Origin of the sequence: Mucilaginibacter sp. OAE612, assembly GCF_041806395.1 — a bacterium.
Classification (GTDB): Bacteria; Bacteroidota; Bacteroidia; order Sphingobacteriales; family Sphingobacteriaceae; genus Mucilaginibacter; species Mucilaginibacter rubeus.
In genome coordinates this window covers 2372151-2386474 of sequence record NZ_JBGMUW010000001.1, presented here as the reverse complement: position 1 = coordinate 2386474, position 14324 = coordinate 2372151, and the positions used below count along the sequence as shown (strand labels likewise).

Below are 14324 nucleotides of genomic sequence, written 5' to 3'. Positions count from 1 at the left end.
TCGGTGATTATATTATTTTTATCATTATCATTGTTCTTCAAAACCATTAGCAACGACGGTATCAATTTCAGATTGACACCAGCCGGAACACTGATGAAAATAACTATATGAACGTTTTATCAAGAAAGATACTGCTTGCTTTTTTAGCCTTTACCATAATTTTAGTTATCGCTGCCCTTTTTGTAAGAGACAAGATCACAGAAAGATTAGCCCATACGGCACAGATCTCGCACCTTATGGACCTTAATAATTCCAGGCCCCAGCAGGCGCTGCTTTTACTTCACCAGGCCGAGGATTTATTTCAATCCTCACTCGTAGATGCCGACGCTACTAAGGCTCAGGCTTATCAGGCCAAACTTTCACTGGCTTTTGCTGAAATTGATACCCTGTTAAACATGCAGCATGACACTACCAAACTAAATGCCGAACAGCGTTCTCAACTTCATACATGGCACAACCAAAAGGTAAAACTATCTGCCGATCTTCTTTCTGCCCGGCACGACTTTGATTCCCTGCTCACAACCTATTCAGATTACAGCACAGCGACCGTTCAAAATAAACTTGCCGTTAAAAGTAGCCGTACGGTACAAAACAGCAGCGACACCTTAACCCAACCCGGCCAGGTAAAACGAAAAGGTTTTTTTGCAAGAATTAAAGAAGCCATAAAGAACAAAAACGCCTATGCAACCAATTCGGGAGGTGTTGTTATCAACCACCGGACCCGAATTTATGTCGACTCGGTTACGCAAAAACTCCGCAATAAAGATCAATCCAACTATCTCAATAAAATCAGGCAATTACAACAAAGCAACCACAAATTACAGGAAGCGCAAAGACAGCTCATCGCCCTTAATATGCGCATTACCCATAAAATGGAGCAGTTAATTAGTACCATTAAGGATATAAATTACAGCATGACCGATGCCTTTAAGGGTTTAGCCTTTAACAGTTACCTGGAAACAACACGTTTGCTAAACAGGCTTTACCTTGTTGCACTTTTGTTGCTTCTGGCTTTTGCAGTGTTGTTGATTGTGTTTGTTATTAAGCTGGGGCGATCTGAAGAGCTTTTGCTGAAGGAGAACGAACGGGCCGTAATGATAGCGCGTCAAAAAATGGACCTGCTGCTGCACATGAGCCATGAAATCCGTAATCCGCTCACATCTATAAATGGTTTTTTATACATTTTCAGCAGAACGACGCTCACTCCAAAACAATCAGAAATGTTGGGAACAGTGCGGGCATCATCCGATTTGCTACTGCAAACGCTCAATGATACCCTTGATGCCGCAAAAATGGAAAGCAGCGAACTCAAGATCCATCATGATCCTTTTTGCCCGGATAAAACGTTAAAAGAAGTAATTGAAAGCATGGCATTTAGTGCTGATAAAAAACAATTGGAATTAAATTATCATTTTGAAGGCGATCCGGAAGCTGAAGTTTTGGGTGATAGTTTCAGGTTAAAGCAGATTATCGTAAACCTTGTTAGCAATGCTATCAAATATACCGATACAGGAAACGTAAAGATCAAAGCAGCGCTAAAATTATCCGACAGCAAAGGCGGACTAACAGTTGATATTAGCGATACAGGAGCCGGTATAAGCCAGGAACAACAGATTAACCTGTTTTCAAAATATTACCAAACCAATTCGGCAAAAGGAAATACCGGTACAGGTCTTGGTTTATACATTTGCAAACAATTGATTGAATTGCAAAAAGGTAATATCACCGTAAAAAGCGATGCGGGCAAAGGAAGTACTTTTAGTTTTGAAATCCCTTACGAAAAGTATAAAATAGATTAACTGCCGGCGTTTTACTTAAAATTGACGTATATACCCAGAATCTTAAAAACTCTTTATTCTCCAGCTAATTATAAGTTACACCAGTACGTCCATTTTAACGTTAACTGTCTGTTTTTTACTGTATACGGTGATGGCGTGGTATTATCGCCGTAAACAATAAACAGGTCGGACGCAGGCTTATAGCGCCATTGCAGGCGGGTATTAATGTTGATATTATCCACCTGCTCATTATATTGTATATAGGTGGTAAAATACAAGCTATTGGTGAAGGTAACATCAATTTTTGGCCCTACCAGCCAGAACGTATTATGGCCAAATGGCTGCGGCAACCTTAAATCATTGAAGGAGGTATTGATAGCAATATTTACATAAGGTTGAAAACGATAGCCTATTAAACTTGTAACGCTATTGCGTACGCCCTTATCATAATACCCACCGTGCGATGCTTCCAGCAAATAGGTAAACACATTTTGCGGCTTCGATACAAACTGCACATCAATAGTGTTCCAGTTATGCTCAGAGCCGGTAGGTAATAAACCTTTACCGATATTAGTTGGATCATAAGGCCTCAGAAGGCGCACATAATCATTTATACCGGACACCGACAGTGTTGCCCGGTTACGGAATGTGATCAAATATGACAGGATACTTTCATTATCAGTACGGTGAAACGACTCATCGAAGAAATAATTAGAGGTAAGCTGGATGCCATGGCTTAGAATATTACCTTGCTTAGGAAAAAAATTACGGAGTAACAGCGGGCTTAACTTCACATAACCAACACGGGGAACATAGCCTACTTCGGCATTGTAATTTTTACCTACGTACTCCTCCTGCATATAAAGCGTCCAGTATTTGCTCAGGTATTGGAAATGATCGGATACCACGTAATCATGCCCGCTCACGCCGGGCGTAAATGATTTAAGGGCCAGTACTTTGCCTGTCCAGATATTACTGCGCGAGGCAAGGTTAAACTCTGCGCCTATATTACGGTTATAGGCAGTTGAACCGGTATTGGTGCCGGGAATATTGGCAGTAGCGTCCTTATTTACAAACAGGAAAGCGATGTTTGAGCGATCAAGGATCCGTCTTTGCAGGGTAATGATGCCATAATTTTCAGAAGCCTGCTGGGCGCTGCCCGAGCCGCCTGTTTGAATATCCATAGCGCCAATACGCCAGTCCTTATCTAATTTGCCGGTCAATCTTGCTCCAAAATCAATCGGTACGTTGAGGCCTATCCGCCTTGAAAAAAAAGGGCGAATATCAGAGTAACCAAAGTTGGCAAACAGGTCACCGTTTTCTAAAAAGAATTGCCGTTTTTCGGGGAAGAAAAGTTCGTATCTGTTGAGGTTGATCACCTGTTGATCAACATCAACCTGCGAAAAATCGGGATTGACTGTTAAATCGAGGTTAAGGGCTGGTGTAACGGAGATCTTGGCGTCCCCTCCTATTTCATGTTTATATTCGGTTTTGGTATTATGCTGATAATCTTTAGATAAACCCGTAAGCGCGTATGGGATTATAGATACGTTGCTGCTGGCTGTTGGGGGCGCTTCGTCCCAAACAAGTGTGCCGGTATAAGCCAATGAAGCTGTAGGGAATTGCCGTGGGATGGGTGTCCAGCTTGATTTTTCGGCAGTCTTGAGATCATTACGGCTAAAGTTGATCCCCCATTCCTTTATGCCTTTTTTATAACGGATACTCTTAAATGGGATGGATGCTTCCCAAACCCATTTATCAGGATAATTTTTTACTGCCGAATACCAGCGGTTATCCCAGCTCAGGTCAACCTTGCCGCCTTCATACATGCTGCCGTCCCACTGCCCTCCCGCCGCGTTGGCACCAAAACTAAAGCCATCGGTGCGGGCATCAAATGGATCCATGAAAATCAGGAAGTTATCATTTTTTACAAAACTGAAATCACGTTTTAACGATTCAACCATGTAAGGCCCCGGTACCGAATTATAATTGATAGCTATGATGTACAGGTTTTTATCATCGTAGGTCATCCGCACCTCGGTTTTAACAGTAGCCTTGCTGGTATCCATCGGCAGCACCATGAAAAAATCTCCCGCCGAATCAGCCTGCATCCAGGCTTGCTCATTCATCACTCCGTCTATATTAATAGCCGAAGCAGCCCTGCGGATATGGTACTTATACCCCGCGTTCTTTTTTTGAGCCGATGCATAAAAGGAGGTTATACAGCATAAGATGATGAGCAAGAATGTTTTTGCCGAAAGCCAGCAGTAGCGTTTTAAGGGCATTAAGATAAGGGTATATAAACTTATTGGTTCACGAATTTTAAAACTACATTTTTTTAGTAAAAATCAACGCCTTGTATCATATAATTTACGGCCTGGGTTCTATACAAACAATTACATATCTGACAATCAGTACATTACACACAATTCGTATAAAGTAGAGTTAATCTTATAACCAACAGCCCGCTTAACCGATTGGTTAAGCGGGCTGTTGGTTACCCGTTATCATAGGTTTGAAATCCTGCGGACTTTGAAAGGCAATAACAAAGCCGAAGAATCCAGACTTACGAAGTTTGAAAAGTTCTTAAGTCTGGATTCTGCAACAGAATTATGGGTAACTTTTTATTTTTAAAATGTTAATTAATACTTTCCAACATCTTAATATACAACTCAATGCCTTCCCTGATCTCATCTACATAAACAAACTCATCGGCAGTATGTGAACGTGCGGAATCGCCGGGGCCAACTTTAATGGACGGGATATCCAGCAATGATTGATCGGATGTTGTCGGTGAGCCATAGGTGATACGGCCAAGAGCTACGCCAGCCTGAACTATGGGATGTTCCTTAGGGATAGATGATGGTTTTAACCTGATAGAACGCGGTTTTACATCGCTGGCAACATGCTCACGGATAATCTCCAGCACTTCCTCATTACGGTAAGCATCAGTTACACGCACGTCAACGGTATAGACGCAGCTGGCAGGCACAACGTTGTGTTGTGAGCCGGCATTAATAATAGTCACCGACATTTTTATCGGCCCAAAAACTTCTGATTCTTTCGGAAATTTAAAAGTACGGAACCATTCAATATCTGTTAACGCTTTGTAGATAGCGTTCTCTCCTTCTTCGCGGGCGGCATGGCCCGCACGGCCATGAGCGGTGCAATCCAACACCATTAAACCCCGTTCAGCAATTGCCAATTGCATCAGGGTTGGCTCACCTACTATGCCAAAAGATAGTTGCCCTAAATCGGGAATGATCAGTTCCAGACCGTTTACGCCTGAAATTTCTTCTTCGGCGGTAGTCGCCAGGCAGAAATTATATTTCAGGTTCTCCTTATCATGAAAATAAAGAAATACGGCTATCAGTGAAACAAGACAGCCTCCGGCATCATTACTGCCAAGGCCATATAATTTACCATCTTCAATTTTGGCATCGTAAGGATCGCGTGTATAGCCCGAATTGGGCTTTACAGTATCATGATGTGAGTTAAGGAGGATAGTTTCTTTAGCCGGGTCGAAGTGTTTATTCCAGGCCCAGATATTGTTAAGCTTACGATGAGTGGTTACTCCATGCGACTGCAGGAATTCGTTGATCAGATCGGCGGTGCGGTCTTCCTCTTTACTAAACGATGGAATGGATATTAGTTGTTGCAGTAATGTTACCGCCAGTTGAAATAAATTGCTTGTGTCAGTCATAAATTTAAGGGTTATCCCTTGTAATGAACGGGCAAAATTAACACTTTTTATTTATGTGGATGAAATACATTTCCTGAACATTAAGTCACTTTAATAGATTTACAAGTAACTTAATATTCACCTAACGCAAACATTACATATCATTTGTAATCTGCACATTTTCAAATCTGCTCATCTTCCATTTTTGAATGTTTGCGGGTATCATTCATGGTGATATATAAAACCAACGATAGCCCGATACAAACAGTTACATACCAATAAAACCATTGCGCATGATGTTCATTTTTGAACCACAGGGCAATATATTCGGCAGTGCCGCCAAACAGGGATACGGCTATTGCATAAGGAAAACCTACGCCCAGGGCGCGCACATTGGCCGGAAAAAGTTCGGCCTTAACAACAGCATTGATTGAGGTATAGCCGCTTACAATGACCAGCGCGCAAAGGATCAGCGCGAATGCAACCCATACATCTTTAGTATGGCTTAGCAATGTCATGATAGGAATTGTACAAAGCGTACCCAATATGCCGAAACCAATTAGTAATGGCTTCCGGCCAACTTTATCCGACAGTAAGCCAAATAAAGGTTGTATCACCATAAATACAGCTAATGTTAAGGTTGAGATGAGCGTAGCGGCGCTCTTACTGAAGCCGGACGTATTAACCAAAAACTTTTGCATATAGGTGGTAAAGGTGTAAAACGCCAGTGTGCCGCCAATGGTTAATCCAATTACCGTAAAAACAGCTTTAGGATGCTTTGTTAAAGCTTTTATAGTGCCATTCAAGGCATCAGCTTTTTTACTTTCTTTATCAAACGATGCTGATTCCTGTAAGCTTCGCCTTAAATACATAGTGGTGACAGCCAGTATTGCCCCGATTCCAAATGGAATGCGCCAACCCCAGTCATGCAATTGTTTTTCAGATAAAAACGCTCTTTGCAGCAAGACCAAAACACCCAATGCCAGTAATTGCCCCATAATGAGCGTTACATATTGAAAGCTTGAGTAAAAACCACGGTGCTTTTTTGTAGCCATTTCACTCAGGTAAGTGGCGCTGGTTCCATACTCCCCTCCTACGCTCAGGCCCTGGATAATGCGGGCCAACACCAGCAGTATAGGCGCAGCAACACCGATGGTTTTGTAGCCAGGTGTTATAGTAATAATCAATGAACCAACGCTCATAAGCAATACAGAAAATGTAAGCGCTGTTTTACGGCCGCGCTTATCCGCAAAGGTCCCCATTACCCAACCGCCTATAGGGCGCATTAAAAAGCCGATGGCAAAAATACCGGCTGTGTTTAAAAGCTGTACGGTTTGATTATCTGAAGGAAAAAAAGCATCTGAAAAATAAAGGGAAAAGGCAGTGTAAGCATACCAGTCATACCATTCAACCAAATTTCCCAGCGATCCGCCTATGATGGACTTGATGCGTCCGCCCGTGGTTTGGGGTATTGGTGATTTTATTTCATTCATAGGTTTGGCAGATATTGTTGGTTTCCGTAATATTAGGAATTTTAAAATAGAGGCGCAATACCAATATAATAACCGGCATATTTGCTTTAATAAAAACTTATTCAACCTAATCTAATACGCTCAACCATTCATCCAAACCACAACCATGCTTTTCACCGAAGATTTTTTGCATTACATCTGGAAATTCAGGCTTTTTGAGCGCGAAAACCTTCAAACTGTAGATGGTGAGAAACTGGAAATCTTTTCGGCAGGGCTGCACAATTCAGATTCAGGTCCCGATTTTCATAATGCGAGGATCCGTATTGGCGAAACTGTTTGGGCAGGTAATGTAGAAGTGCATCTTTCCGCGTCCGACTGGCAAAAGCATGGCCATACTAATGATGGCGCTTATGATAATGTGATATTACATGTGGTTTATCGTAACGATATACAGTTGTTTTTACCAAACGGGCGCAAAGTTCCAACACTTGAACTGCAAAACCGTATTAGTGAAGAGCTTTATAACAAATATCATAAGCTGGTTTTCGGTAACCAGAGTTTTATACCCTGCGAAAACGGCATCGCTACAGTGGATGCCCTCACCATGCAAAACTGGCTTACCCGCGTGCTGGTTGAGCGGATGGAAAAACGATCGGCAAATGTGGCAGCGGCTCTGGCACTTAATAAAGGCGATTGGGAGGAAACTTTTTACCAGTTTTTAGCGGCAAACTTTGGTTTTAAAGTAAACGCCCTACCGTTTGAGCTGATGGCTAAATCGCTGCCTCAGCTTATCCTTGCCAAAAACAAAAACAGCCCGATGCAAATTGAAGCCTTGATATTTGGGCAGGCAGGCTTTTTAGAGGGTGAATTTAAAGATGATTATCCCCTCAAACTTCAAAAGGAGTATGAATATCTGCGTAAAAAATACAACCTTAAACCTATAGAAAGCCACCTGTGGAAGTTTATGCGGCTAAGGCCCCAAAACTTTCCAACCATCAGGCTGGCGCAATTTGCCGCGCTTATCGTACAGTCAAACCACCTGTTATCTAAAATATTAGAAATTAAAGAGGTAAAAGCGCTGCGTAGTTTATTTACAGAGATCAAAGTAAACGATTACTGGGAGGACCATTACCGGTTTGATGTACAATCCAAGCCGTCATCGAAAAATATGGGCGATGGTTCTGTTGATATTTTGCTGCTCAATGCAGTGGCCTTGTTCCTGTTTAGTTACGGCAAGCAGCATCAGCAGCAACATTATATTAGCCGTAGTCTTAAATTGTTAGAAAATTTACCGGCCGAAAAAAACAATATTATTGCTGATTTTGTTAACTTAGGAGTGAAAATTGAAACTGCGTTTGAATCACAGGCATTGCTTGAGTTAAAAAATAATTACTGCAATTATAAGAAATGCCTGCAATGCGGCGTTGGTAATAAGATACTAAAACTGGCCTGACACCATGCTACAGCGGATACTTACTTTTTTTGAACGGTACTCTTTTGGTGTATGCACCTACCTTGGCGAACGCTTTAATATCTCGATCTCCAAGATCAGGCTTTTCTTTATCTACTCCTCATTCCTGGCGGTAGGCTTCCCGCTTATATTTTATTTTTTTGCGGGTGTTGTATTGGATATCCGGAACTTCATTAAACGCAAGCATACCGGGGTTACTGATCTTTAACCGCTGATCATTTCTGATTACGTTGATTTCGCTTATTTTTATTGGGAGATTTCACCGATTATTCCCTGCTTTCACCGATTTTGATTAGTGAAAGCACATCTTCTCATTAAACCAATTTGCCAGTTTTTACAGCATCTTGTAAGTTGCGCACCTTAAATTTGGGAGTATAGCAATATTGGGCCAGTTGTTTAACCCATGTAGTATTGTAGCCAAACATCAGTTTAATAACTTTTACCCGGGTTGAGCCTTTGGGATAGCCATATTTATACCAACTGAATTTAGATGGATCTATATTGAACTGTTCGGCAAAATCAGCAAGAAAAAGGTCTATCTCAATGTCAAAAATATCCAGATCAAGATCGATACTGGTATCGAGGTTCAGGCTACGCGGATCAACCTTATGGATCTTATACCTGTTGCAATAATCAACTATAAATTCTTTTAAGGGTGGCAGTATCTCTTCCATTTAAACGAATGTTAATTTGACCATTTAAGTTATGAGACGTAGCTTTTTAAATAAGGTTGCATACAAATTTACTTTATTTTTAAATCGTTTAAATTGAACCTGATAGTTAATAAATGTTAAATATTTATTGCTGTACAATGGAGCTTTATGCTACTAAAATCAACCTGATGTATTATTATTGCACCAGGTAAACCAGATACTTCAAATGAACCTAAAAGTAATTGCCTTTGATGCCGACGACACCCTTTGGGTAAATGAACCTTACTTTCAAGCCACCGAAGAAAGGTTTTGCAGTCTGCTCGAAAATTTTTCGCCACAACACACCATTTCCAAAGAGCTTTTTAAAGTTGAGGTTGATAACCTCCCACTTTATGGCTACGGGATAAAAGGCTATATCCTCAGCATGATAGAGGCTGCGTTAAGCATTTCTGAAAAAAATATCAGTGTTGATGTAGTGGAAACCATATTACAATATGGTAAGGACATGCTCAACCAACCGATAGAGTTACTGAACGAGGTAGAACATGTTTTATCCTCATTAAAAGATCATTACAGGCTGGTGGTAGCCACCAAAGGCGATCTGCTTGACCAGGAGCGGAAGCTCAAAAAATCAGGGCTGGCACATTACTTTCACCATATCGAAATTATGAGTGATAAAAAGGAGGATGATTATATCAAGCTGATCAAACACCTTGACATCAATCCCGATGAGTTTATGATGATCGGCAATTCCTTAAAATCAGATGTAATGCCCGTGATCAACATTGGCGGGCATGCTGTTCACGTACCCTATCATACAACCTGGGCGCACGAACACGTAGAAACCGTTTTAACACACGAAAACTTCAAACATGTGCATAAGATCAGTGAAGTATTGGAATTTGTGAAGTTCTAAGTCTTGAGTCCTAAGTCGATTATACCAATTTAACTTTTGACTCAAGACTTAGAACTTAGGACTTAAACGCTCTTCTCCATTACAATTAGCTCAATATGCTGTTTGGCGTCACCAAAACGGCCATGCGCATGAAAAGGCTGGATTTCGCCGGTTGGTTTGTAGCCGCGGCGCTCATACCAGCTTATCAGTTCGGAACGGATGCTGATTACTGTCATAGCTAAAGTATTGCAGTTATGCTTACGCGCGTAAACTTCTGCTTCTTCTATCAGTGCGCGGCCCACACCTTTATTCTGCAATAGTGGCGATACACTAAACATGCCAACATACAACTTTGGAGTTCTGACTTCAAGATAAACAGTACCCGTAATATTGCCATCCTCATCAGTATGCTTTAAAATGATAATATTTTCATTATTCATATACCCTGCAAGAGTTTGTTCATCAATGCGGGCACCACCAATTAAGTCGGCCTCAGTTGTCCAACCCCGTTTGGAGCTTTCACCACGGTAAGCGCTGTTTACTAAAACATTAAGTTCGGGTACGTCGGTAAGTGTAGCTTGGGTTATTACAGGCATATGATTAATTTAAGGATGCCAAAGGTAATGGTTGTACGTTCTAAATAAAAGGCCTCAAATTACCATTTTGAAGTTTGTACCTTAATTAATTCTGCTTAATTCATAAATCAGCAACCTTTCGGCGCTTCACAAAGCCTATCCCGATAATCGTTAAAGGCAATAACAATAATACATCGGCCACATGGGCTAACAATAAGATCCTTAAAATCCGGCTTACCGGGAAAGCTACAGCTGCAAGGCCTACCAGCAAACCAAGCCAAACAGGTACTGCTTTTTTACGGACAAGGTTTATAGCTAACACCAATAGACTTAACGGGAACAACGGGCCTGCCCAAAAAAGCAACAAACCCGAACTGACGGGATATTGCTGTAAAACACCGAGATAATTATGATGAGAAATTTTAAATATAGTTGATAAATATCCCAACATGCCAAACCCTATCCCACCCATACAGCATCCATAAATCGCTATCAACAAACCTATCGCTGAATAAAACGGCATGTTGTGCTTTAACAAGCCAAATAACCCATACAAAGCCGGGATCCAAAATACTGTTGACAGGCAGATCAGCGTTGCGGCCGTTACCCCGTATTGTCCATCTACCCAAAAAAATGTTGATATGCAAAACAGCAATGGTGCTGTAATAAGGCACAAGCCAGGCAATATTTGTTGCTGGAAATCAATTTCGGCTTTCATAATTTAAAAGATTTACCAGCTATGACCGTAACATGCTATCGTAGGTTACACTTATATCAAATGACATTAAAAAAGCCATAAGTTTTAAAACCAAGCTGTATATTTAGTAGTTAATAACACATCTGTTTATATTAAACCCCGCCATGGCTTTTATAGATTATTACAAAGTATTAGAGCTCGACAAAAATGCATCCGAAAAGGATATTAAAAATGCTTACCGTAAACTGGCCCGCAAATATCACCCCGATCTTAACCCTAATGACGAAGATGCCCACAAAAAATTCCAGCAGCTAAACGAAGCAAATGAAGTATTAAGTGACCCGGAAAAGCGAAAGAAGTACGACAAATATGGCGAAAACTGGCAGCATGGCGAAGCATACGAACAACAGGCGCGCCAACAGGCCGGTGCACAAGGAGGTTTTGGTGGCTATGGGGGCTTTAACGGAGCCGAAGGATTTGGTAGCGCCGAAGGGTTTGGAAGTGACGATTTTTCAGATTTCTTTCAATCGATGTTCGGCGGTGCAGGAGGCGCGCGTAGCGGCAGGCAGGCAAAATACCGCGGGCAGGACTATAACGCCTCGTTAAGTTTAAACCTTCGAGACGTTCTTGAAACACATAAGCAAACGTTGACTGTCAATGGCAAAAACATCCGGATAACTATACCCGCAGGTATTGAAAACGGGCAAACTATCAAAATAGCCGGGCATGGCGCCCCGGGTGTAAACGGCGGCCCCGCCGGAGATCTGTATATTCAGTTTAATGTTGCACCTGATGCAAATTTTAAGCGTGATGGTAATAATTTGTACACCACGTTGAAACTTGACCTGTACACTGCAGTTTTAGGTGGAGAAATAACTGCCGATACATTAAACGGCAAAGTTAAAGTGAAAGTAAAACCTGAAACTCAAAACGGCACTAAAGTAAAACTCAAAGGCAAAGGTATGCCCGTTTATAAAAAAGAGAATGAATTTGGCGATCTGTACCTGACCTATGATATCCAAACCCCTACCAACCTTACCGAAAAGCAGAAACAATTATTTGAAGAACTGGCAAAATCCTCAGCCTAAATTAAAAACATTATGAAAACAGCAGAATTAATAGCAGCAAACGATTTTTGTGTATATCATAATGTTGAATACACGTTCATCACATCTTTACATGAAGCAGGCCTGGTTGAGGTAACCACCATTAATGAAATCGTCTTCATTCCTCAAACTGAACTTCAAAAGCTGGAAAAACTGGTGAGCTTGTACGAATTGGATATTAACGTAGCCGGCATTGAAGCTATCTCCCATTTGCTTGACCGGGTTGAAAAATTACAGGAAGATATGCGGTATTTAAAAAACAGGTTGAGCTTATATGAATAAGAAAGCTTTTTTTTCAGGAATGCTTAAACCAAATATTTATTCATCATCCGCTCGCTTACAATATTTGCTTCATCGATAACAGGTTCTGGATATCCCATGGATTTGAGTATGGCGATTCCGTTAGTGTTTTTAAGCAGGCCCTGCTTCAGGATATAGTCAAATACCAGCATGCGCCCGTCTTTTGATTCTGAAAAGGAATATACAACAAAATCTTCGTCGAGCAGTTCGGCCAGTTCAAGGTCATGGGTTGATACAAAAACAAAATTTTGGTTAGCGGTAATGTACGAAAGCACAGACTTAGCCGCCGCTATACGTTCGATGGTATTGGTACCCCTGAAAATCTCATCGATGATCACAAGGCTTTTTATATCCTCTTTCTGAGAACTGTTATCAATGATATCTAAAATAGCTAAGGCCTGTGCCTGAAAATAACTCTTGTGTTCATCAATGTTATCGCTGGTTTTGATGCTGGTTTGTATTTTGAGAAAAGGAGCCTTATAGGCCTTTGCACAACTTGTAAATATAGTTTGCGATAGCAGCGTATTTAATGCCAGCGCTTTAATAAATGTAGTTTTGCCAGACATGTTTGACCCTGTGATCAATGCGCCCCTGTCTGCATCAGTTGTATAAAGGGAGTTGGTTACACAGTTAGCTACTAATGGGTGAAATAGTTCGGTAATCTCTATTTTGCCATCAACACCCGTAAACGCGGGTTTTGAATAAAAAGGAATACCGTCACGTATTGATTGTATGGCTATCAGCGTATCGGCCCGGCCAATAAATTTATACACTTCTTTAATGTCCTCACGGTATTTACTTACTTGTTTTAATGATGATGTATAAGTATTGGGCTCAATCACAAAAAGCAGTTTAAATAAATGGAAGGCTGCGTAAGCAATATCACTTTTACCATTCACGAAGCCGCTTTCTATATTTACAAACTTAAGTGCTCGTTTTAAACCTCGTAGGCTGGTAAGGGAACGCTTTACCTCGGGTACCTGACCAAATTTCCCACTTTTAACTAACGCCACTGCAACTTTATACATTACCAGCAATTGCGGTAACGATTTGGTATACCCTGAAATAGCCTTGCGGTTGCTGAAGTAAATAACAATGTTGTACGCAAACAACAATAGCAAAAAGATAAAGCTAAAAATGTTAGGAATAACAATCAGCGATAATAACGCAGCCAGGATCAGAAAAGGTGAAACCTTTATATAAAAATTAATTACCGATGCAAATACCGGTTCATGTGCCCTGAGAAAAAGATCGGCTATAAAATAAGCATCGGGGTGGTTAAGTTTTGACAATTCCACTTCAAGCAATTCGCGGCCGGGTATATCCATGTTAAGATCCTCAATATCATTGTCGAGGTCATGCAAAACATCAAGCTCGGTTGTAGAGCAATGTAATAAATTAAACAAGTATTGTTTACCAGGCTTACTGTTTGTTCTGTCGATATAATTGAAAACACTTATCAGGTCAAGGTCGTCGGCTGTTTGAGCCGAAAGCTTGTTTTTACTATCTTCCGAATCCAGGTAAATCTTTATTAAATCAAAGTTTCGGCGGGCGTTAACCGGTTTGCCCCACTTCTCCTGAATTTTTATCAGCTGCTTTTTTGCCCAGCGTAATTTATCATAATACGACTTAATATAAAGCACTCCAATTACGATAAAGACAACTATCGCAGAAAAAACAAAGTAATACATATCT

At 41.0% G+C, this 14324-nt stretch carries 13 protein-coding genes; 6 read left to right on the top strand and 7 right to left on the bottom strand.

Going from position 1 to position 14324, the window contains the following annotated elements; genetic code table 11:
- Positions 1–107 precede the first annotated feature (107 nt).
- Entirely contained in the window at positions 108–1799 is a 1692-nt protein-coding gene (locus ABID99_RS09985) for a HAMP domain-containing sensor histidine kinase (RefSeq protein ID WP_188832344.1), read from the top strand.
- Positions 1800–1867: 68 nt separating this feature from the next.
- On the opposite strand, the gene ABID99_RS09980 is transcribed toward ABID99_RS09985, so the two are convergent.
- The 3 genes from ABID99_RS09980 to ABID99_RS09970 all read right to left on the bottom strand — a co-directional run bounded on the left by ABID99_RS09980 (position 1868) and on the right by ABID99_RS09970 (position 6953).
- Positions 1868–4063 carry a DUF5916 domain-containing protein gene (locus ABID99_RS09980; protein ID WP_373613602.1) on the bottom strand — a complete coding sequence of 732 codons (2196 nt, stop codon included), beginning with the start codon at positions 4061–4063 and terminating at the stop codon, positions 1868–1870.
- A gap of 353 nt (positions 4064–4416) precedes the next feature.
- On the bottom strand, positions 4417–5481 hold the full coding sequence (locus ABID99_RS09975) for a M20 family metallo-hydrolase (protein ID WP_373613600.1): 1065 nt from the start codon (positions 5479–5481) through the stop codon (positions 4417–4419).
- Between the two features lie 161 nt (positions 5482–5642).
- Positions 5643–6953, bottom strand: a complete 1311-nt coding sequence (locus ABID99_RS09970) for an MFS transporter (RefSeq protein WP_373613599.1) — start codon at positions 6951–6953, stop codon at positions 5643–5645.
- A 145-nt stretch (positions 6954–7098) separates the two neighbouring features.
- Between ABID99_RS09970 and ABID99_RS09965 the strand changes: the two genes are divergently transcribed.
- Entirely contained in the window at positions 7099–8385 is a 1287-nt protein-coding gene (locus ABID99_RS09965; RefSeq protein ID WP_373613598.1) for a DUF2851 family protein, read from the top strand.
- 4 nt (positions 8386–8389) lie between these two features.
- Complete coding sequence (locus tag ABID99_RS09960) at positions 8390–8611, top strand: PspC domain-containing protein (protein ID WP_090526003.1); 222 nt, start codon at positions 8390–8392, stop codon at positions 8609–8611.
- Between the two features lie 106 nt (positions 8612–8717).
- On the opposite strand, the gene ABID99_RS09955 is transcribed toward ABID99_RS09960, so the two are convergent.
- Positions 8718–9077, bottom strand: coding sequence for a DUF1493 family protein (locus ABID99_RS09955; RefSeq protein ID WP_112656909.1), 360 nt, complete (start codon positions 9075–9077; stop codon positions 8718–8720).
- A 205-nt stretch (positions 9078–9282) separates the two neighbouring features.
- Between ABID99_RS09955 and ABID99_RS09950 the strand changes: the two genes are divergently transcribed.
- Complete coding sequence (locus ABID99_RS09950) at positions 9283–9972, top strand: HAD family hydrolase (protein WP_090526005.1); 690 nt, start codon at positions 9283–9285, stop codon at positions 9970–9972.
- Between the two features lie 62 nt (positions 9973–10034).
- Here the strand turns inward: ABID99_RS09950 and ABID99_RS09945 are convergent, their stop codons facing one another.
- Both ABID99_RS09945 and ABID99_RS09940 read right to left on the bottom strand, forming a co-directional pair.
- Positions 10035–10547 carry a GNAT family N-acetyltransferase gene (locus ABID99_RS09945; protein ID WP_188832349.1) on the bottom strand — a complete coding sequence of 171 codons (513 nt, stop codon included), beginning with the start codon at positions 10545–10547 and terminating at the stop codon, positions 10035–10037.
- Between the two features lie 100 nt (positions 10548–10647).
- Entirely contained in the window at positions 10648–11244 is a 597-nt protein-coding gene (locus tag ABID99_RS09940) for a hypothetical protein (protein WP_090526007.1), read from the bottom strand.
- Positions 11245–11387: 143 nt separating this feature from the next.
- Here ABID99_RS09940 and ABID99_RS09935 point away from each other — a divergent pair, with 143 nt between their 5' ends.
- Together ABID99_RS09935 and ABID99_RS09930 are read left to right on the top strand one after the other, a co-directional pair.
- Complete coding sequence (locus ABID99_RS09935) at positions 11388–12311, top strand: DnaJ C-terminal domain-containing protein (RefSeq protein WP_090526008.1); 924 nt, start codon at positions 11388–11390, stop codon at positions 12309–12311.
- A gap of 12 nt (positions 12312–12323) precedes the next feature.
- Positions 12324–12611: a chaperone modulator CbpM gene (locus ABID99_RS09930; RefSeq protein ID WP_188832350.1), complete on the top strand. Its 288-nt coding sequence runs from the start codon at positions 12324–12326 to the stop codon at positions 12609–12611.
- 23 nt (positions 12612–12634) lie between these two features.
- On the opposite strand, the gene ABID99_RS09925 is transcribed toward ABID99_RS09930, so the two are convergent.
- A complete protein-coding gene (locus ABID99_RS09925; RefSeq protein ID WP_188832351.1) occupies positions 12635–14320 on the bottom strand; it encodes a hypothetical protein in 1686 nt (561 codons plus the stop codon).
- Positions 14321–14324: the final 4 nt, after the last annotated feature.